The sequence below is a fragment of the Pseudomonas sp. PDM10 genome, from assembly GCF_014852295.1.
In the GTDB taxonomy this organism is placed as follows: Bacteria; Pseudomonadota; Gammaproteobacteria; order Pseudomonadales; family Pseudomonadaceae; genus Aquipseudomonas.
This window is the reverse complement of record NZ_JACVBJ010000002.1, coordinates 613,053-632,762: the sequence shown is the minus strand read 5'-3', so window position 1 is coordinate 632,762 and position 19,710 is coordinate 613,053. Positions and strand designations below refer to the sequence as shown.

The following is a 19,710-nucleotide window of genomic DNA, read 5'->3' as shown; positions in this document are numbered from 1 at the left end:
TAACAATCATTATTATTCGCAGGAAAGCTTCCTACACTCGGGTTCTTACTCGTTAGTGCCCAGGAAGACATCATGCGTACGACCTTTTCGCTGTCACTCGCCCTGCTCTTGCTCACTCCGTTGGCCCAGGCCAAGGAATACCCGATCGGGGAACCTCAACTGTGTCCGGGGCTGGAAGTCGGGGCGGTGTATTTGCAGCCGATCGAGATGGCACCTGCCGGAATGATGCGGGCCACCGCGGATTCCGATGTGCATCTGGAAGCCGACATTCGTGCCACGGCGGACAATCGACTGGGCTTTCAGGAAGGCAGTTTCGTGCCTTACCTCAATGTCTCGTTCAACCTGAAAAAACAGGGCAGCGAGAACGAACTCAAAGGCGATTTCCACGCCATGGTCGCCAATGACGGCCCGCACTATGGCGACAATGTAAAGCTGCTCGGTCCCGGCAAATACCAGCTGACCTTCACCGTCCTGCCGCCCGGCGGTCATGGTTCCCTTGGCCGCCATACCGATAAGGAAACCGGCGTAGCCCCCTGGTTTGAACGCTGCGAATTGCACTACGAGTTCATCTACGCCGGTATCGGTAAAAAAGGCGGCTATTGAATGAAGCGCCTGCAGATTGCCTGGCTGATGCTTGCCGGAGCAGTTGCGCCGTTCACAGCCTATGCCGAATTACCGAGCTATGAACTGAGCCTGCGCGATGGCCACTTCTCCCCTGCCTTGCTGGAGGTTCCGGCCGGTCAGCGTTTCAAGATCATCCTGAAAAATATCGGCCAAGGCCCAGCCGAATTCGAGAGCACGCCATTGCGGGTTGAAAAAGTACTGTCTCCGGGCGTAACAAGCTTCGTGGTCATTCACCCCCTCAGGCCCGGCCACTACCCCTTCTTCGACGAGTTCAATCCGCAACTGCCCGAGGGCGGCATCCTCGCGAAATAACCCGTTCAAACACGGAGTTTTCATGAATCAATCAATGTTCATTGTCTGGCGCGAAAGCGTTGAGGCTCTGCTGGTGATCGGCATTCTCCAGGCCTGGGTCAGCCAGCAGCTTCAGGGAGATCGATTGGCGAAGTACTTGTGGGCAGGCGTCGTGCTGGGGTTGATGCTCTCGGGCCTGCTGGCGGTGTTGATTCTGTTTGCCGGTGAGGCCATGAGCGGCTCGGCCAGTGAATGGTTCCAGGCCGCACTCGCGCTGGTGGCAAGCCTGCTGATCGTGCAAATGGTCGGCTGGATGCACCACCACGGGCGCACGTTCAAGCACGATTTGCAACGACACGCCGATAGCCACCTGGCCCGGCAAGGTGGCGCAGGCCTGTTACTCCTGGCCATGCTCGCCGTCAGCCGCGAAGGCAGTGAAACGGTGGTCTTTCTCTATGGCGCTGGCGCTCAGTTACGAGGTCCGCAGCTCGGTTCGTTTGCCATCGGCGGCGCCATGGGGCTGGTGCTGTCGGCGCTGACCATTGCCTTGCTGCACAGCAGTCGCCGGTTCATTTCGTGGCAGCGATTCTTTGCCATCAGCGAAGCTGTTTTGCTGTTGCTCGGCGCGGCATTGCTGGTCAGCGGCACCGAGCGAATCGGCGGTCAATTACTTGCCATGGATTTGCCGGAAGCAATGTACAGCCTCGTTGGCGACGCGCTTTGGGACAGCAGTGCCGTGCTCAGCGACAGCCATGGACTGGGTGGTTTCCTTGCCGGTTTTGCCGGTTATCGCGCGACGCCCAGCGGCATGACGTTACTGGTGCTAGCCGGTTATTGGCTGGCCGTCGGCGGTTGGCTGCGTCAACGCGCTGCGGAAAAAGTCCCATGCCTGAGCTGAGTCGCCACAATCGTTTACTCCAACACCTGGGTAACGGCATGCGTCGCCATGCACGTGTCATTCGTGCCGTGCAATGGGCCGTTGTACTGTTCTACGCGTTGCTGTTGGTGGTACCGGCGGTGTTGCCGCTGCCGGACAGCCAGGCACGGATGCTCGATAACCTGACCCTGTTCGCGCAGTTTTTGTTTTGGGGGATCTGGTGGCCGTTCGTGCTGCTGTCGATCGTGCTGTTCGGACGACTCTGGTGTGGCGTTCTCTGTCCGGAAGGCTCACTCAGCGAATGGGCCAGCCATTACGGCAAAGGCTTGGGTGTGCCGCGCTGGCTGCGCTGGGGCGGCTGGCCAACCCTGGCGTTCTGCCTGACGACCCTCTACGGCCAATTGATCAGCGTCTACGACTACGCCCAGGCGGCGTTGTTGATTCTGGGTGGCTCGACCGTCGCCGCGGTCGTCGTCGGGTTGCTGTTCGCCCGGGGCAAACGCGTCTGGTGCCGTTACCTGTGCCCGGTCAGCGGCGTCTTCGCCCTGCTCGCTCGCCTGGCTCCCGTGCATTTTCAGGTCGACGAACAACGCTGGATGGACAACACCGCGCCGCGCCTGCCGCCTCCCAACTGCGCACCCTTGCTCGATATCCGTCGCATGCAAGGCGCCAGTGACTGTCATGCCTGCGGACGCTGCAGCGGACAACGCGGCGCTGTTCAGCTGATCGCTCGCTCCAGCAACCAAGAGGTTCTTCACGCAACGGCGCAGACGCTGTCACCGTGGGACGCGCGCTTATTGCTGTTCGGCGTGATCGGCCTGGCCATGGGCGCGTTTCAGTGGACGGTCAGCCCATGGTTCGTCGCCCTCAAACAAACCCTCGCCCAATGGCTAATCGAGCACGACCAACTCTGGGCCCTGCAGGACAACGCACCCTGGTGGTTGCTCACCCATTACCCGCAGCTCAACGACAGCTTCAGCTGGCTCGACGGTTTCAGCATCGTCGTTTATCTGGGTTTGAGTTCGATGGTGTTGGGCACGGCGCTGATGATTCTTCTGCGACTGACGGCGCGACTGGCGCAAGATCCTGCACTGTATTGGCCCCTGGCGCTGACACTCACGCCCTTGGGTGGTGCGGGGTTGTTTCTCGGGCTATCGGCCACAACGGTGAAATTGCTGCGCTATGAAGGGCTGTTGCTGGAGTGGGTACAACCGGTCAGGGCCTGTTTGTTACTGGCCGCGATGGGCTGGAGCCTGTTGCTGGGATGGAAACGGCTGGATCGCGAAGGCATTTCCCGGGTTCGCCGCTGCGCTGGCAGCACTTGCCTGTTACTCGCCATCAGCTTGGTGGGGTTCGGCTGGTGGTTGCAATTCTGGGGCTGGAACTGAGCCCCCGACACAACCACCCACCGGATCAACTAGACCTTAAAACGCGCCACTGTCTGGTGCAGCGCCCCGGCCATCTGCGCCAAATCGTGGCCCGCAGTGTGAGTATGTTGGGCACCCAGCAAGACCTGCTCGGACAAGTTGCGAATGCCCATCAGATTGCGATCCACCTCCCGCGCCACCAATGCCTGCTCTTCCGTGGCGCTGGCAATCATCATGTTGCGCTCGTTGATCTGCGAGATTGATCGGGTGATTTCGTCCAATGCATCCCCCGAGCGTTGCGCCACTTCCAGGGTGGCTCGAACCAGGTTGCTGCTGCTTTGCATGGCCGTCACTGCATGGCCGGTATCGAGACGAATGTTGCCAATCATCTGCTCGATCTCCTGCGTGGACTCTTGAGTGCGATGCGCCAAGGCGCGCACTTCATCGGCGACCACGGCAAAACCGCGTCCGGCGTCCCCGGCACGGGCCGCTTCAATGGCCGCATTGAGGGCCAGCAGATTGGTCTGCTCGGCGATGCTGCGAATCACGTCCAGCACCTTGCTGATGTCCTGCACCCGGCCCGCCAGTTGCTCGATGCGCTGTGAGGTGTCGATGACGCCATCGGCCAGTGCGCCGATTGAAACCACGGTTTCCTGAACCTGTTCACGCCCGCGCTGCGCGGTTTGCTCGGACTGCCGCGAGGCCTCGGAGGTGCTCACCGCATTGCGCGCTACTTCATCGACCGCCGCGGTCATCTGGTTCACTGCGGTGGCTGCCTGCTCGATCTCCAGCCCCTGCAATTGCAGGTTGCTGCTGGTCTGGCTGCTGACCGCACTCAGCTCTTCGGAGGAACTGGCCACCTGGTCCACCGAAGTCGCGATGTGCTTGACCATGGCATTCAGACTTTGCTGCATCTGGTGCATGTTCATCATCACGCTGCCACCGGCACTTGAGCTCACGGGCACCTGAATCGTCAGGTCGCCCTGAGCGATCTGACTCAAAAACCGTGCGGCATCATCCGGCTCGCCGCCCAATGGCCGGGTCACACTGCGCGTGACGATCACGGCGGCGGCAATGACCAGCGCCACACAGAACAAAAACAACCCGAGCATATTGCGCCGGGCATCGCTGTACAGTGCCTGCGCCGACTGCTCCCGGTCGGCGAATATTTTGCCTTGCAGCGCCATCAACTGATCCAGGCTGCCATAAACCTCGCGTTCGGCCGGCACAACCTTTTGCTTCAGCTGTGCCATGGCGTCATCGAAGGCCCCTTGCCGGATCAACACCTGCACTTGAGTGAACGCGGCAACGTAGGCTTCGCGATTCTTTTTCAACGCGGCATAAGCGCTTTTGCCCTCTGGCAAATAGAACAACGGCTCAAGTGTTTCCAGTGCCTGGGTGATCCGTTTCTTGGTGGCGTCGATTGACTGCTGCACTTGCTGATTGTCTTTATCGATCAGTAAATCCCGGGTGTTCCTGGCGTTATCGCGCACACCGGTGGCAATGACCATGATCGGATCGATCTTCGGCCAGTCCTGCTTGACGATTACTACCGCCTGCTCCTTGAGCGTTGCCAGATCGTGCAACGCGTAAAACGCCATGCCCATCAATGCCAGCGGCGCGATTGCAAAACCGATGACGATACGTTGTGCCGTACTTAATTTGGCCATATCAAATGCTCCCCGTTTGATACCTGCCAATTGGCAGCGCATTTGAAAACCTAATGGTGGATGTCCCTGTTAAACGTTAAACCTCAGCCTCGGTTACCCCCGTAATACAAAGGCTGGAAACAACTCGCGCATGGCTTCCCATAAGTCAGGAAGCAAGGCCTGTGCCGAAACACTCGGCAGCAGCGGATCGAACATCCGCTCGGTGCGAACCAGCTGCACGGCGAAGCGCTTGACGCCGAGTTCGCTCAAGCGCTTGGCGAGGATCAGCAGACGCGCCGGCTCGAACAGATGCCAATGCACGGTGGTGCGACATTCGTAGTCGACACCGCTGGCCAGCAGATGCTCAAGGCTGCGCCAGTTAGCGGTTCCGCTGCCTTCGACCCGAGTGATCGCCTGGCAATCCTCCGGCAACGCCTTGACATCGAAACCGACCCAATCGGCCCCGGTCAGCGCCTTGGCAAATGCAGCAGGCTTGATCCCGGCGCTGTGCAAACCGACGCGAAACCCCATCGCCCGCACCTCATCCATGGCGCCGAGCAAACCGTCCTGCAAGGTCGGCTCACCACCGCTGAACACCACCGCATCGAGCAGGTCCTGACGCCGTTGCAGAAACGCCAACACCCGCCGCCAATCCATCTCGTCTGTGCCACGAGGCGGGATCAACTGCGGGTTATGGCAGTAACGACAACGCCAGGCGCAACCCTGGCAAAACAGCACGCAGGCGAGCTGTCCCGGATAGTCGATAGTGGTCAGGGGCACCATACCCCCGACCCGAAGCGTTCGACTCATTGGCGCCCGGCCAGTGCCGCGCATTCAGTGAAGTGCACCCGCTCGCGGTGTTCCGATTGTTTACCCGGATTGAACGCCGACACAGGGCGGTGATAACCCATTACCCGGGTCCAGACTTCGCAGCGTTGACGTTGAGCCTGGGGCAGTGTTTGCGATGCAGTCATGGTGAAGCTCCTTGCGGTTGAGTGGATCGAAATCAATGAACGGTGCCGAGCTTCTGCTCTTGCAGCAGCAGGACCTCGTCGCACTTGGGGCAGAACTCATGCTCGCCATCCAGATAGCCGTGCACCGGGCAGATGGAGAACGTCGGGGTCACGGTCAGGTATGGCAGGCGGAAGCGGCCAAGGGCTTTGCGCACCAGTTGCTTGCAGGCCTCGGTCGAGGAAATCCGCTCGGCCATGTACAGGTGCAAGACCGTGCCGCCGGTGTATTTGCATTGCAGCTCGTCTTGAAGTTCCAGGGCCTCGAAGGGGTCTTCGGTGTAGCCCACGGGCAGTTGCGAAGAGTTGGTGTAATACGGCGCTTGCGCGCTGCCAGCCTGGAGGATGTCGGGATAGCGCTTGAGATCTTCCTTGGCGAAGCGGTAGGTCGTGCCCTCGGCGGGCGTCGCTTCCAGGTTGTACATGTGGCCGGTTTCTTCCTGAAATCGCAGCAACGTGGCACGCACATGATCAAGCATCTTCAGGGCAAACTGCCGGCCATGCTCGGTGTGCATACCCTCCTCGTCACCGGTGAAATTGCGCAGCATTTCATGCATGCCGTTGAGGCCGATGGTCGAGAAATGGTTACGCAGGGTTCCGAGGTAGCGCTTGGTGTACGGGTACAAACCGGCATCCATATGATGCTGAATCACCTTGCGCTTGACCTCCAGGCTTTCCATCGCCAGTTCCATCAGCGTGTCCAGGCGCTGCAACAAACCGCTGGTATTACCCTTGAACACATAGCCCAGCCGCGCGCAGTTGATGGTGACGACGCCGAGCGATCCGGTCTGTTCCGCCGAGCCGAACAAGCCACCGCCACGTTTGAGCAACTCGCGGACATCCAGCTGCAAACGGCAGCACATCGAGCGCACCTGATTGGGTTGCAGGTCCGAATTGAGGAAGTTCTGGAAATACGGCAGGCCGTAACGCGCAGTCATCTCGAACAGGCGGTCGGCGTTTTCACTGTCCCACGGAAAATCGTGGGTGATGTTGTAGGTCGGGATCGGAAAGGTGAACACCCGCCCTTTCGCATCGCCGGCCTGCATCACCTCGATGTATGCGCGATTGAGCAGCTCCATTTCGACTTGCAGGTCGCCATAGGCAAACGGCATTTCCTCACCGCCGATGACGGGTATCTGCTCACGCAAATCCTGCGGGCACACCCAATCGAAGGTCAGGTTGGTGAACGGCGTCTGGGTGCCCCAGCGCGAGGGGACGTTGAGGTTGTAGATGAATTCCTGGATCGCCTGGCGCACCTCCTGAAAACTCAGCTGATCCTTGCGCACATAGGGCGCCAGGTAGGTGTCGAACGAGCTGAACGCCTGGGCACCGGCCCATTCGTTTTGCAGGGTGCCGAGGAAATTCACCATCTGCCCCAGGGCACTGCTCAAGTGCTTCGGCGGACCGGCTTCGACACGCCCCGGCACTCCGTTGAGCCCTTCGTGCAACAGGGTGCGCAGGGACCAGCCCGCGCAGTAACCGGCGAGCATGTCGAGGTCATGTACATGCAAATCCGCCTCGCGGTGAGCCTGGCCGATGGCCTCGCTGTACACCTCGTCCAGCCAGTAATTGGCGGTGACTTTGCCCGACACGTTCAACACCAGGCCGCCCAGGGAATAACCCTGATTGGCGTTGGCCTGGACCCGCCAGTCTTCACGGTCCAGGTATTCGTTCATTGATGTCGCCACTTCGACCATGGTTCGGCGGTCGCGGCGCAAGCGCCCGTGCTGTTCGCGGTAGACGATGTAGGCGCGCATGGCGAGGAAAAAACCGGCGTCCATCAACACCCGCTCAACACGGTCCTGGATTTGCTCGACATGCAGCCTTGGCAATCCTTCGAGCCTGGCCAATACCGCGTTGAGCAAGCCTTCAACCTCAACCTCGCCGTACTCCCCCGTCGCCTTGCCGGCGGCGATCAATGCCTGACGGATCTTGTCGGCATCGAAGGCGACCTGACTGCCATCGCGTTTGTGCAAGCGGTTACATCCTACTGCGATCAGCGTGCTCTGCATTTGGCCTCCAGACACTACATATAGACTTGAATAAGCTTAAAACCACAACATGCAGTGAAGGCTACGGACAAAGTGCTGATCTGCAATTGATCGATATCAAGATTTGCCGGCAAAAAAAACCGCCCGAAGACGGCAAAGGAAAATCTAGTGTGGGAGCGAGCCTGCTCGCGATAGCGGAGTGTCAGTCGACATCATTGTTGCCTGATAGACCGCTATCGCGAGCAGACTCGCTCCCACATTGGATTTGCTGTGTTTTAAAGATCAGTTCAACCACCACTCATGTTCATAAACCGCACAATCTGTACCTCCCCGTCTGGACTGAAATCATGGCGCAGTGGCTTGCCGCGCAAGGCCTTCTGCACCGCGTTGATCACCGGTTGGTCATCCAGCGGATAACGCCGCAGCAATCCTCTTAAATCCAGCGCATCGTCCTGCCCCAGACACAGCAACAGCTTCCCTTCCACGGTCATCCGCACCCGATTACAGCTGCCACAAAAGTTATGGCTATTGGGCGAAATGAAACCGATGCGCGTCCCGGGATGGCGTTCCAGACGCACATAGCGCGCCGGTCCGCCGCTGTTTTCGGTGCTGTCGAGCAAGCGATGCTGGCTGGCGATCAGGGTGCGCACTTCGTCGCTGGAACAGAACGATTCGCCCCGGGAACGACCGACGTCGCCCAAGGGCATTTCTTCGATGAAGCTGATATCGATGCGCTGATCAATCGCGTACTGCACCAACGCCGGGACTTCATCGAAGTTGCGCCCCTTCATCACCACGCAGTTGAGCTTGATCCGCTCAAACCCTGCGTCCCGCGCCGCTTCGATGCCGTTGAGCACCTGGTCGAGATCGCCGATGCGGGTGATCGCCCGAAACTTCTGCCCGTCCAGGCTATCGAGGCTGATGTTCATCCGCTTGACCCCGGCGTCGACCAACGGCCGGGCCAGACGGCCCAGTTGCGAGCCGTTGCTGGTCATCACCAGCTCACGCAAGCCGGGCAACGCGGCGATGTTGCGGCACAGTCCGACAATGCCAGGACGGATCAGCGGCTCGCCACCGGTCAACCGGATTTTGCGTACCCCCAGGCCGACGAACAGCGTCGCCAAGCGCTGCAATTCCTCCAGCGTGAGTACCTGCTGACGCGGCAGGAACGTCATGTTTTTCGCCATGCAATACACACAGCGAAAATCACAGCGGTCCGTCACCGACATCCGCAGATAATCGATCTGCCGCCCAAAACCATCCTGCATCACAGCGTTCATTACTTCTCCCGGTTTGCCTCGAGGCTCACTGCACCAGCGGTGAGTCGGCGCCCTGCAAGTGGATGCCACGAATATCGGCTGCACCGATCAGGGTTTGCAGGTATTGCACCAGGGCTTTCTGCCACACGCCTTGCTGCAGTTGCGTGCGGATTGCCGTGGACACCACTTCATAGGGCAACGGCATGCCTTCGATTCGCTGATCGACACTGATCACATGCCAGCCGTAGCGACTTTCCAGCGGTTTGCTGGCCAGGCCTGGTGCCAGGGTGAACAGCTGACGCTCCAGCTCGGGCACGGTCTGGCCCTTGCTGATCTGTCCCAAAGAACCACCCTGAGCTTTCGATGGGCAGGCCGAATATTTCACCGCCAGCTCGGCGAAACTGCCGGGGAATTCATCCAGTTGCTGCAACAGGACTTCGGCCTGCCCCTGCGCCAGCTCCCGGGCCTCGACATCGTCCGGTGCACATTCGAGCAGGATGTGCCGCACTGCCAGCAACGGCGCGCTGTGGAAGCGCCCGCGATTGTTTTCGTAGTAACGCAGGCTCGATTCCTCGTCGCACTGCGGCACTTTCACCTCACGTTCGAGCAACAAACGCGTGGCCGCTTCTTCTTCGTTCTCACCGGCGCCGATCTTCAGCGACACCCCGAGTTCGGTGATGCGCTGCTGCAACAACTCGCGGATCACCAGCGCGCGGGCGGCCAGGAAGACCGCCTCCTCGCGGCTTTCGGCCGGGTGATATTGCAGCTCCTGGGCCATCGCTTCCGGGGTGATCGACACCTCGTTGACGCTAATGATCGGCCACTCCTGTTCACTGCTGGCGATCAACTGCGCCGGGGCGTCATCGGCCCCCGCAGGCTCAACCGGCAGCGCTTCAAACTGCGCCTGTGCGACCGGCGCGATGTCCAGAACGACCTCGGCTTTTTTTGAAGAACCGCAGCCACCGCTGCCCCCGTTACCGCCACCACATCCACATCCACCTGACATGATTGTCTCCTCAGTACTTCTGACGAACGATTTGATAACGACGCCCCAAGTACCAGATCGGTGCGCTGATCATGTGTACGAGACGGGTGAAGGGGAACAGCACAAACAGGGTCAAGCCGAGAAACACGTGCAATTTGTAGATCAACCCGACCGGCGCGATGGCCGCCGCTGCTTCCACCGGACGCAACAGCACGGTGTTCTGCGCCCAATCGGCGAGCATCACCATCACCGAGCCGTCCATGTGGCTGGTGGACGCGACGATGGTCAGCAGACCGAGCAGCAATTGCGCCAGCAGCACCAGCAGCACCAGGATGTCCGAAGGACTGGAAGTGGCACGGACCCGAGGATCGCTGAGCCGGCGGTTAACCAGCATCAGCAGGCCGATTAGGCACAGCAGACCGAAGAGCCCACCGGAAACCATTGCCAACAACTGCTTGTTCTCAGTGCTGATCACATGGTGATAAACCGACGCTGGGGTCAGCAGGCCGACAAAGTGTCCGGCCAGTACGAACAGCACGCCAATGTGGAAGAAGTTGCTCGCCACGCGCATGCCGCGCTGATTGAGCATCTGGCTGGAGCCCGCCTTCCAGGTGTACTGCGACAGATCGAAGCGCGCCCAGCTGCCAATCAGGCAAATCGCCAGGGCGACATAGGGATAGACCCCGAACAACAACAGGTTCCATTTAGACATTGCCTACCTCCTTGGCTGGCACGGCGGCCAGCCCTTCATGCTGAAAATCCACCCAGTGCAATGGCACTGCGCTTTCCTCACGGGCCTTGCCCGGTGCGCTAGGCAGTGAACTGCAACGGTCCTGCTGTTCGGCCTGGAGGAAGTCCACGGCCTCCTCTTCCCAGATCTTGTCGAGGGCTTCGAGGGAGTCGTCGCGCGGTTCCGCCGCGACCTGCGCCCGCAGGTCGGCGACCGCCTGATGCGGCTCGGCCCCGGCAATTTGCAGCAGCGCCCGGAAGCAGCTGGCATAGGCGCTTTCGCGCTCTTCCAGACGTGCCGCGAGCAAGGCCAGCAAGTGCGAAACATCCGCCAGGCCCTCGCGGGCCTCGATGTCTTCGCGGGTGGAGAGGAACTCCAGGTACAGCGGGATGTAGTCGGGCAGCTCTTTGACGCCGATGGCAAAACCGGCTTCTTCGTATTGCGCCATCATGTCGACCATGGCCTGGCCACGGTCGCGGGATTCACCGTGCACGTGCTCGAACAACAGCAGCGACAACGAACGCCCCCGACCGAACAGCGCACCGTAGTGCTCCTGCCCGTCCATCAAGTCATTGGCGCAGATCAGCTCAAGCAATTCGAACAACGCACCACGCTGTTTAGGGCTGATTTCCCGTGACTGGATGATCGCTTGCTCCAGTTCGTCGCGACCGCCAATCAGTGTCTCGGTCGGGTAATCGAGCAGCAGCGAAATCACTTTGAGAATTTGCATGCTCATTCCTCCCACAACTGGACGGTTTTCAGGATGTCGCGGCGGTTGGCTTTCTTCGCACCAAACATGTTGGTGTCGGAACTGCCGCTGCAGCCGCTGCCGAAACTGAAGCCGCAACCGGAGCGTTCGGCGAAGGCATCGCTCATGGCGTCTTCACGGTGCGCGCTCGGTACCACAAAGCGGTCTTCATAGTTGGCGATCGCCAGGTAGCGATACATCTCCTCGACCTGGGCCACGCTCAAGCCAACATCCTTGAGTACTTGCAGGTCCTGAACCCCGTCGACTTGCTCGGAACGTTTGTAGGCGCGCATCGCCAGCAAGCGTTTAAGCGCACGTTTGACCGGTTTTTCATCGCCCGCCGTCAGCAGGTTGGCCAGGTACTTCAGTGGAATACGCAGGCTGTCGACGTCCGGGATCACCCCGTTCATGCCGACGGTGCCGGCAGTGGCAGCGTTCTGGATCGGCGACAGCGGCGGTACGTACCAAACCATTGGCAAAGTGCGGTATTCCGGGTGCAGTGGCAGCGCGAGTTTCCAGTCCACGGCCATTTTGTAGACCGGCGAACGTTGGGCCGAATCGATCACCGACTGCGGTACGCCATCGGCCAGGGCCTGACGGATCACCGCCGGGTCATTCGGATCGAGGAAGATCTCCAGTTGTTTCTCGTACAGGTCCTGCTCATTGGCGGTGCTCGCCACTTCGCTGATGCGGTCGGCGTCATACAGCAGCACGCCGAGGTAACGGATGCGCCCAACGCAGGTTTCCGCGCAAACGGTCGGCATCCCGGCTTCGATACGCGGGTAGCAGAAGATGCATTTCTCGGACTTGCCGCTCTTCCAGTTGAAATAGATCTTCTTGTACGGGCAGCCGCTGATGCACATCCGCCAGCCACGGCATTTCTCCTGGTCGATCAGGACGATGCCGTCTTCTTCACGCTTGTAGATCGCCCCGCTCGGGCAAGCCGCTGCGCACGTCGGGTTGAGGCAGTGCTCGCACAGGCGCGGCAAATACATCATGAAGGTGTTTTCGTACTCGCCGTAAATGTCCGCCTGAATCTTGTCGAAGTTCTTGTCCTTGCGACGCTTGGCGAATTCGGTGCCGAGGATCTCTTCCCAGTTCGGGCCCCACTCGATTTTTTCCATGCGTTTGCCGGAAATCAGCGAACGCGGGCGCGCGGTGGGCTGATGCTCGCCCAGCGGCGCGGTGTGCAGGTGCTGATAATCGAAGTCGAACGGTTCGTAGTAGTCGTCGAGACTCGGCAGGTCCGGGTTGGCGAAAATGTTCGCCAACACGCGGAATTTACCGCCGATGCGCGGGTTGATCGTGCCGTTGGCGTTGCGGATCCAGCCGCCCTTCCACTTATCCTGGTTTTCCCATTCTTTCGGGTAGCCGATCCCGGGTTTCGATTCGACGTTGTTGAACCAGGCGTATTCCATGCCTTCGCGGCTGGTCCAGACGTTTTTGCAGGTGATCGAGCAGGTGTGGCAACCGATGCATTTGTCCAGGTTCAGAACCATGCCGATTTGTGAGCGAATCTTCATCTCAGTTCTCCTCAATATCGGTCGGCAGCGGACGTGGCAGGTCATCGCCACTTGAACCATCGAGCCAGTCGACTTTGGACATTTTGCGCACCACGACGAATTCGTCGCGGTTGCAACCGACCGTGCCGTAATAGTTGAAACCGTAGGCTTGCTGGGCATAGCCGCCGATCATGTGGGTCGGCTTGAGCACCACCCGGGTGACCGAGTTGTGATGGCCGCCACGGGTCTTGGTGGTTTCCGAACCGGGCACGTTCACGATCCGTTCCTGTGCGTGATACATCATCACCATGCCGTCCTTGACCCGTTGGCTGACCACCGCACGGGCGGTCAGCGCACCGTTGACGTTGAAGCACTCGATCCAGTCGTTGTCCTCGATGCCGGCGCTTTTCGCGTCGTTCTCCGAGAGCCAGACAATCGGCCCGCCGCGGCTGAGGGTGAGCATCAGCAGGTTGTCGCTGTAGGTGCTGTGGATGCCCCACTTCTGGTGCGGGGTGATCCAGTTCAGGACGATTTCCTTGTGGCCGTTACTGCGCTTGCCTTTCACCCCTTCGATGGTGCGGGTGTTGACCGGCGGCCGATAACTCATCAGTTGCTCGCCGAACGCCTGCATCCACGGGTGATCCTGGTAGAACTGCTGGCGACCGGTGATGGTGCGCCATGGGATGCCTTCGTGAACGTTGGTGTAGCCGGCGTTGTAGCTGACGTGATCGTCTTCTAGCCCCGACCAGGTCGGGCTGGAAATGATCTTGCGCGGCTGTGCCTGAATGTCGCGGAAACGGATGGCCTCGTGGGCCTTGGACAGCGCCAGGTGGCTGTGGTCGATGCCGGTGAATTCCGACAGCGCGGCCCAGGCCTTGACGGCGACCTGGCCGTTGGTTTCCGGTGCCAGGGACAGAATCACTTCAGCGGCGTCGATGGCCGTGTCGATTTTCGGCCGACCCTGGCTGATACCGGCATCGCCTTCTTTGTGATTGAGTTCACCGAGGAATTTCACTTCGTCTTCGGTGTTCCAGTTGATGCCTTTGCCGCCGTTGCCGTTTTTCTCCAGCAATGGCCCCAGGGACGAGAACTGCTTGTAGATGTTCGGGTAGTCACGCTCCACCACGTGCAGGTTCGGCGCGTTCTTGCCCGGTTCCGGTGCCACACCAGCGCTTTTCCAGTCGGTGCCGCCAAACGGTTGGGCCAGTTCGCCGACGCTGTCGTGCATCAACGGGATGGTCACCAGGTCCTTCTCAACGCCCAGGTGCCCTTCGGACATGCTGGAAAAAGCCTTGGCGATGCCTTTGTAGATTTCCCAGTCGGAACGCGATTCCCACGCCGGGTCGATGGCGGCCGACAACGGGTGAATGAACGGGTGCATGTCCGAGGTGTTCATGTCGTCTTTTTCGTACCAGGTTGCGGTCGGCAACACGATGTCGGAATAGACGCAGGTCGAAGACATGCGGAAGTCCAGGGTGGTGACCAGATCGAGCTTGCCGATGGCGCCCTCGTCCACCCATTCGGCTTCTTCGGGTTTGCAATCGCCGACCTGGCCGATGTCTTCGTTCATCACACCGTTTTTGGTGCCGAGCAGGTACTTGAGCATGTACTCGTGGCCCTTGCCCGAGGAGCCCAGCAGGTTGGAACGCCAGATGAACATGTTGCGCGGGAAGTTGACCGGGCTGTCCGGCTGTTCGCAGGAGAAACGCAGCGAACCGTCCTGCAACGACTTGACCACGTAGTCTTTCGGGTCCATGCCCGCAGCAGCGGCGTCGCGGCAAATGTGCAAAGGGTTAGTGTTGAGTTGCGGTGCGCTGGGCAACCAGCCGGCGCGTTCGGCGCGGATGTTGTAGTCCAGGGCATGCTCGGGGAATTGTGATTTATCAGCCAGCGGCGAGAGCACGTCGTGCATGCTCATCTTCTCGTGGCGCCACTGCGAACTGTGGGCGTAGAAGAAGCTGGTGCCGTTCATTTGGCGAGGCGGACGGTTCCAGTCCAAGCCGAATGCCAGGGGCAGCCAGCCGCACTGCGGACGGAGTTTTTCCTGACCGACATAGTGCGCCCAACCGCCACCGGTCTGACCGACACACCCGCAAAGCATGAGCATGTTGATCAGCCCGCGGTAGTTCATGTCCATGTGGTACCAGTGGTTCATCGCCGCGCCGACGATGATCATCGAGCGACCCTTGGTCTTGTCGGCGTTGTCGGCGAACTCACGGGCAATCTGGATGGCTTTCTCACGGCTGACGCCGGTGATCTGCTCTTGCCATGCCGGGGTGCCAGGCACCGAGGCGTCGTCGTAATCCTTGGCCACGTTTTCGCCACCGAGGCCGCGATCGATCGCCAGGTTGGCGGCCGACAGGTCGAACACGGTGGCGACTTTGGCCACGCTGCCGTCTGCCAGCACCACGTTGTGCACCGGCACGCGGCGGTATTGCACGGCATCGCCGGCCACGTGCTGGAAGTGCTCGTGGGACTCGCCGGCAAAATACGGGAAGGCCACTTCGGCGACGTCATCGCCGATCAGGCTCAGCTTCAGATCGATCTCACGGCCTTCGCCGCCTTCACGAGGCAGGATGTTCCACTTGCCCTTCTCGCCCCAGCGATAACCAATGGAACCCTGAGGGGACACCAGTTCGCCGCTGACATCCAGCGCGATGGTTTTCCATTCCGGGTTGTTTTCCTGGCCGAGGTTGTCGGTCAGGTCACTGGCGCGCAGGAAGCGGTCCGGCTGGTAACCGGCGCCCGGAGCCTTGTCGGCCATTTGCTTGAGCAGCACCAGCACCGGCAAATCGGTGAAGCGCTTGGCGTAGTCGGTGAAATAGGCGCTCGGTTTGTCCAGGTGGAACTCTTTGAAGATCACATGGTTGAACGCCTGGGCCAGCGCCGCATCGGTGCCTTGTTTAGGGTTCAGCCACAGGTCAGTGAGCTTGGCGACTTCCGAGTAATCCGGGGTGATCGCGACCGTCTTGGTGCCCTTGTAACGGACTTCGGTAAAGAAGTGCGCGTCCGGGGTACGGGTCTGCGGAACGTTGGAGCCCCAGGCAATGATGTAGTTGGAGTTGTACCAGTCGGCCGATTCCGGCACATCGGTCTGCTCGCCCCAGACCATCGGCGAGGCCGGTGGCAGGTCGCAGTACCAGTCATAGAAACTCAGGCAGGCGCCGCCAATCAGCGACAGGTAACGCGAACCTGCGGCGTAGCTGACCATCGACATGGCCGGGATCGGCGAGAAGCCGACGATTCGGTCAGGGCCGTATTGCTTGATCGTATAGACGTTGGCCGCGGCTATGATCTCGTTGACTTCTTCCCAGTTTGAGCGAATGAAGCCACCCATGCCGCGCTTGCTTTTATAGGAGTCGGCCTTGACCTTGTCCTCGACGATGCTGGCCCAGGCTTCCACCGGCGCCATGGTTTGCCGCGCATCGCGCCAGAGCTTGAGCAACGGCTTGCGGATTTTCGGGTACTTGAGCCGGTTGGCGCTGTAGATGTACCAGCTGTAACTGGCACCACGCGGACAGCCACGGGGCTCATGGTTCGGCAGATCGTTACGGGTACGCGGGTAGTCGGTCTGCTGGGTTTCCCAGGTGATCAGGCCGTTCTTGACGTAGATCTTCCACGAGCAGGAACCGGTGCAGTTCACCCCGTGGGTGGAGCGCACGATCTTGTCGTACTGCCAGCGCGAACGGTAGACGTTCTCCCAGTCGCGAGACTCTTTGCGGGTCTCTCCATGACCGTCGGAAAACTCGTTTTGCTTACGGTTGAAAAACCGCAATTGATCCAGTAAATGACTCACGGTGTAGTCCTCTCAGGCTTTGTCGCGGAGTCTGTGCCCCGCCCACGCAATGGTTGGATTCGGGTCGTCTCAGCAGGGTGTCGCGGCGCCTTTGCGCGCGTACCACCACCAGGTCACCACGATGCAGCTCAGGTAAAAGACGACGAACATGTAGAAGGCCATCTCCGGGCCGCCGGTCAGGGCCATCGAAGAGCCGAAGGATTTGGGAATGAAGAACGCACCGAAGGCGCCCATGGCCGAACTGAAGCCCAGGACGGCGGCTGACTCTTTGCCGGCATTTTTCAGCGCTTGTTCACGCACGGCGGGTGGTTTTCCGGCGGAAGCTTTTTCGTGCTGGGTGCGGAAGATCACCGGGATCATGCGGAAGGTGGAGCCGTTGCCGATGCCAGTGGTAATGAACAGCAGCATGAACATGCCGAGGAAGCCGTAGAAGTTGCCGCCGGTACCGTTCTGCGGCAGGAAGTGCATCACGGCGAAGACCATCACGATCATCAGCACGAAGTTCCACAAGGTCACTTTCGCGCCGCCGAGCTTGTCCGCCAGCCAGCCGCCCAATGGACGCACCAGCGCACCCACCAACGGGCCGAGGAAGGCGAATTTCAAGGCGATGACATCCGGGAACGAGGTTTTGATCAGCAGCGGAAACGCGGCGGAGAAACCGATGAACGAACCGAAAGTCGCCAGGTACAACCAGCACATCAGCCAGTTGTGTTTGCGCTTGAAGATGACGGCCTGCTCGCTGAAAGAAGCGCGGGCACTGGACAGGTCATTCATGCCGAACCAGGCCAGCACCGTCACCAGGACAATAAACGGCACCCAGATGAAGCCGGCGTTCTGCAACCACAATTGACCGCCGTCCGGCAGTGCTTGCGGCGAGCCGCCCATGAAGCCGAACACACCGAAGGTAATCACCAGCGGCACACAGAACTGCATCACCGAGACGCCCAGGTTACCCAGCCCGGCGTTGAGGCCAAGGGCCGTGCCCTGCTGCGACTTGGGGTAGAAGAAGCTGATGTTGGACATGCTCGAGGCGAAGTTGCCGCCACCGAAACCGCAGAGCAAGGCAATCAACACGAACACGCTGTAGGAGGTGCTAGGGTCCTGCACGGCGAAGCCCATCCAGATCGAGGGCAACAACAGCGATGCGGTGCTCAGGGCCGTCCAGCGACGGCCACCAAAGATCGGCACCATAAAGGAATAGAAGACGCGCAAGGTCGCCCCGGACAGGCCCGGCAACGCCGCCAGCCAGAACAACTGGTCGGTGGTGAAGGTGAAGCCGATGGCGTTCAAACGCACGATCACCGTGCTCCAGACCATCCACACCGCAAAGGCCAGCAGCAGCGCAGGAATGGAAATCCACAAGTTGCGCGTGGCGGTCTGTTTGCCGCTACTTCCCCAGAATGCGGGGTCCTCGGGGCGCCAGTCATGAATGACCGGGCCTTTGTCAGGCTTTTGCAGAACGGACATGTTCTTCTCCTAGGGCAATGCTGGAAATCGGGGACGGGGTCAGCCGCGGCGCTTTACCCAGCACCGGGCTTTTGCGTATTTCGCTGAAGTACATCCAGGTGAGGGAGACCCAGACCACGCCGTACATCAACATGAAGCAGGAAGAGCGCACGCCGGTGAGGTCCACCAGTGCGCCGAACAGGATCGGCAACACGAAACCGCCCAAGCCACCGGCGAGGCCGACGATGCCGGACACTGCGCCCATGTTTTTCGGGTAGTCGTTGGCGATGTATTTGAAAACCGAGGCCTTGCCGAACGCGAAGGCGATGCCCATGACGAACAGCAGCACGGTGAACAACGCGGGGTTGAGGCCGATGTGGAAATCCACCGGGCCGTCGATCGTTTGCACTTGCAGTTGAGTCTGGGGATACGAAAGCAGGAACAGGCAGATCCAGCTGACCCACAACACCCACCAGGTCACGCTTTGCGCACCCCAGCGATCCGACATCCAGCCGCCGACCGCACGCAGCACGCCACCGGGCAGGGAAAAACAGGCCGCCAGCAACGCCGCGCTTTGCAGGCTGAAACCGTATTCCTGCACGTAGTACTTGGTCATCCACAGGGCCAGGGCGACGTAGCCACCGAAGACGATCGAGTAGTACTGGCAGTAGCGCCACACCGCCGGGTCTTTCAGCGAGCTCAATTGCTCACGCAAGGTGGCGCCGGTGGCACTGCGGTGGTCCTTGTTTTCAGCGCTGAGGAACCAGAACAACAGCGCCGTAATAAAGAGGATCGCGCTGAAGACTTTCGGCACCAGCTGCCAGCTGCCGGCAGCGATCAGTGCCGGGGCGAGAAACTTGGTGACCGCGGCCCCGGCGTTACCGGCGCCGAAGATGCCCATCGCAAAGCCCTGATTCTCTTTGTCGAACCATTTGGCGACGTAGGCAATCCCGACCGAGAACGAGCCGCCGGCCAGGCCGACGAACAAGCCCAGCACCAGGAACTGCCAGTAGGCGGTGGCGTGACTGATCAGGTACAGCGGCGTCACGCAGGCCAGCATCAACAGGAAGAACACGCTGCGCCCGCCAAAGCGGTCGGTCAGCAGGCCCAGCGGCAACCGCACCAGCGAACCGGTCAGGACCGGGGTCGCGGCCAGCAGGCCGAACTGGGTTTCGTTGAGCTGGAGAAGGTCCTTGATCGGCACCCCGAGCACGGCAAACATCATCCAGACCATGAAACAGACAGTGAAGGCCAATGTGCTCATGCCCAGCACCAGGCCTTGTCGTACACGGGGTTGGTTCACAAATGCTCTCCAGTCAGTTAGCCATGGCGGCAGACTAGAGAGGCCAACCCCGCAAAAACTTGATCCATGTCAACGAAGCCCAAGGGGGCATAGGCCTATGCTTGCGCGGTCTACCTCTAAGGAGGTAGTACA

General features: G+C 60.1%; 16 protein-coding genes. 4 read left to right on the top strand and 12 right to left on the bottom strand.

Annotation, left to right across the window (positions count from 1 at the left end):
- The first annotated feature begins 72 nt into the window (after positions 1 to 72).
- From IB252_RS09425 to IB252_RS09410, 4 genes are read left to right on the top strand one after another with little or no spacing between them, the layout of a single operon-like run.
- Positions 73 to 603 carry an iron transporter gene (locus tag IB252_RS09425; protein WP_192408304.1) on the top strand — a complete coding sequence of 177 codons (531 nt, stop codon included), beginning with the start codon at positions 73 to 75 and terminating at the stop codon, positions 601 to 603.
- Complete coding sequence (locus IB252_RS09420) at positions 604 to 936, top strand: cupredoxin domain-containing protein (RefSeq protein ID WP_192408303.1); 333 nt, start codon at positions 604 to 606, stop codon at positions 934 to 936. It abuts the gene before it with no gap.
- A 22-nt stretch (positions 937 to 958) separates the two neighbouring features.
- Positions 959 to 1,813, top strand: coding sequence for an FTR1 family iron permease (locus tag IB252_RS09415; protein WP_192408302.1), 855 nt, complete (start codon positions 959 to 961; stop codon positions 1,811 to 1,813).
- Positions 1,801 to 3,180: a 4Fe-4S binding protein gene (locus tag IB252_RS09410; RefSeq protein ID WP_192408301.1), complete on the top strand. Its 1,380-nt coding sequence runs from the start codon at positions 1,801 to 1,803 to the stop codon at positions 3,178 to 3,180. Before IB252_RS09415 ends, IB252_RS09410 begins: the two co-directional genes overlap by 13 nt.
- A 29-nt stretch (positions 3,181 to 3,209) precedes the next feature.
- Here IB252_RS09410 and IB252_RS09405 read toward each other — a convergent pair whose 3' ends face one another.
- The 12 genes from IB252_RS09405 to IB252_RS09350 all read right to left on the bottom strand — a co-directional run bounded on the left by IB252_RS09405 (position 3,210) and on the right by IB252_RS09350 (position 19,578).
- Positions 3,210 to 4,829: a methyl-accepting chemotaxis protein gene (locus IB252_RS09405; RefSeq protein ID WP_192408300.1), complete on the bottom strand. Its 1,620-nt coding sequence runs from the start codon at positions 4,827 to 4,829 to the stop codon at positions 3,210 to 3,212.
- A gap of 93 nt (positions 4,830 to 4,922) precedes the next feature.
- On the bottom strand, positions 4,923 to 5,618 hold the full coding sequence (locus tag IB252_RS09400) for an anaerobic ribonucleoside-triphosphate reductase activating protein (protein WP_192408299.1): 696 nt from the start codon (positions 5,616 to 5,618) through the stop codon (positions 4,923 to 4,925).
- Positions 5,615 to 5,782, bottom strand: a complete 168-nt coding sequence (gene nrdD / locus IB252_RS30345) for an anaerobic ribonucleoside-triphosphate reductase (protein WP_192408298.1) — start codon at positions 5,780 to 5,782, stop codon at positions 5,615 to 5,617. Before nrdD ends, IB252_RS09400 begins: the two co-directional genes overlap by 4 nt.
- A gap of 32 nt (positions 5,783 to 5,814) precedes the next feature.
- The gene (locus tag IB252_RS09390; protein ID WP_192408297.1) at positions 5,815 to 7,830 is read right to left on the bottom strand and encodes a ribonucleoside triphosphate reductase; all 2,016 of its coding nucleotides are present in this window, start codon (positions 7,828 to 7,830) and stop codon (positions 5,815 to 5,817) included.
- Positions 7,831 to 8,096: 266 nt separating this feature from the next.
- Entirely contained in the window at positions 8,097 to 9,089 is a 993-nt protein-coding gene (gene moaA, locus IB252_RS09385; protein ID WP_192408296.1) for a GTP 3',8-cyclase MoaA, read from the bottom strand.
- Between the two features lie 25 nt (positions 9,090 to 9,114).
- Complete coding sequence (locus IB252_RS09380; protein ID WP_192408295.1) at positions 9,115 to 10,074, bottom strand: peptidylprolyl isomerase; 960 nt, start codon at positions 10,072 to 10,074, stop codon at positions 9,115 to 9,117.
- Between the two features lie 10 nt (positions 10,075 to 10,084).
- Positions 10,085 to 10,765: a respiratory nitrate reductase subunit gamma gene (gene narI, locus IB252_RS09375; RefSeq protein ID WP_192408294.1), complete on the bottom strand. Its 681-nt coding sequence runs from the start codon at positions 10,763 to 10,765 to the stop codon at positions 10,085 to 10,087.
- Positions 10,758 to 11,513, bottom strand: coding sequence for a nitrate reductase molybdenum cofactor assembly chaperone (gene narJ / locus IB252_RS09370; protein ID WP_123366639.1), 756 nt, complete (start codon positions 11,511 to 11,513; stop codon positions 10,758 to 10,760). The genes narI and narJ overlap by 8 nt, the downstream gene beginning before the upstream one ends.
- A 2-nt stretch (positions 11,514 to 11,515) precedes the next feature.
- Complete coding sequence (gene narH, locus IB252_RS09365; protein ID WP_033059086.1) at positions 11,516 to 13,054, bottom strand: nitrate reductase subunit beta; 1,539 nt, start codon at positions 13,052 to 13,054, stop codon at positions 11,516 to 11,518.
- Position 13,055: 1 nt separating this feature from the next.
- A complete protein-coding gene (locus tag IB252_RS09360; protein WP_192408293.1) occupies positions 13,056 to 16,829 on the bottom strand; it encodes a nitrate reductase subunit alpha in 3,774 nt (1,257 codons plus the stop codon).
- Positions 16,830 to 16,898: 69 nt separating this feature from the next.
- Positions 16,899 to 18,296: a NarK family nitrate/nitrite MFS transporter gene (locus tag IB252_RS09355; RefSeq protein ID WP_192408292.1), complete on the bottom strand. Its 1,398-nt coding sequence runs from the start codon at positions 18,294 to 18,296 to the stop codon at positions 16,899 to 16,901.
- On the bottom strand, positions 18,274 to 19,578 hold the full coding sequence (locus IB252_RS09350; RefSeq protein WP_192408291.1) for an MFS transporter: 1,305 nt from the start codon (positions 19,576 to 19,578) through the stop codon (positions 18,274 to 18,276). The genes IB252_RS09355 and IB252_RS09350 overlap by 23 nt, the downstream gene beginning before the upstream one ends.
- Positions 19,579 to 19,710: the final 132 nt, after the last annotated feature.

Excerpts from the sequence above, each read along its gene's own strand:
- IB252_RS09390 (WP_192408297.1), bottom strand. The coding sequence starts at position 7,830 with ATGCAGAGCACGCTGATCGCAGTAGGATGTAACCGCTTGCACAAACGC.
- IB252_RS09400 (WP_192408299.1), bottom strand. The coding sequence starts at position 5,618 with ATGAGTCGAACGCTTCGGGTCGGGGGTATGGTGCCCCTGACCACTATC.
- narI (WP_192408294.1), bottom strand. The coding sequence starts at position 10,765 with ATGTCTAAATGGAACCTGTTGTTGTTCGGGGTCTATCCCTATGTCGCC.
- IB252_RS09415 (WP_192408302.1), top strand. The coding sequence starts at position 959 with ATGAATCAATCAATGTTCATTGTCTGGCGCGAAAGCGTTGAGGCTCTG.
- nrdD (WP_192408298.1), bottom strand. The coding sequence starts at position 5,782 with ATGACTGCATCGCAAACACTGCCCCAGGCTCAACGTCAACGCTGCGAA.
- narJ (WP_123366639.1), bottom strand. The coding sequence starts at position 11,513 with ATGCAAATTCTCAAAGTGATTTCGCTGCTGCTCGATTACCCGACCGAG.
- moaA (WP_192408296.1), bottom strand. The coding sequence starts at position 9,089 with ATGAACGCTGTGATGCAGGATGGTTTTGGGCGGCAGATCGATTATCTG.
- IB252_RS09380 (WP_192408295.1), bottom strand. The coding sequence starts at position 10,074 with ATGTCAGGTGGATGTGGATGTGGTGGCGGTAACGGGGGCAGCGGTGGC.
- IB252_RS09425 (WP_192408304.1), top strand. The coding sequence starts at position 73 with ATGCGTACGACCTTTTCGCTGTCACTCGCCCTGCTCTTGCTCACTCCG.
- narH (WP_033059086.1), bottom strand. The coding sequence starts at position 13,054 with ATGAAGATTCGCTCACAAATCGGCATGGTTCTGAACCTGGACAAATGC.
- IB252_RS09420 (WP_192408303.1), top strand. The coding sequence starts at position 604 with ATGAAGCGCCTGCAGATTGCCTGGCTGATGCTTGCCGGAGCAGTTGCG.
- IB252_RS09410 (WP_192408301.1), top strand. The coding sequence starts at position 1,801 with ATGCCTGAGCTGAGTCGCCACAATCGTTTACTCCAACACCTGGGTAAC.
- IB252_RS09405 (WP_192408300.1), bottom strand. The coding sequence starts at position 4,829 with ATGGCCAAATTAAGTACGGCACAACGTATCGTCATCGGTTTTGCAATC.
- IB252_RS09355 (WP_192408292.1), bottom strand. The coding sequence starts at position 18,296 with ATGTCCGTTCTGCAAAAGCCTGACAAAGGCCCGGTCATTCATGACTGG.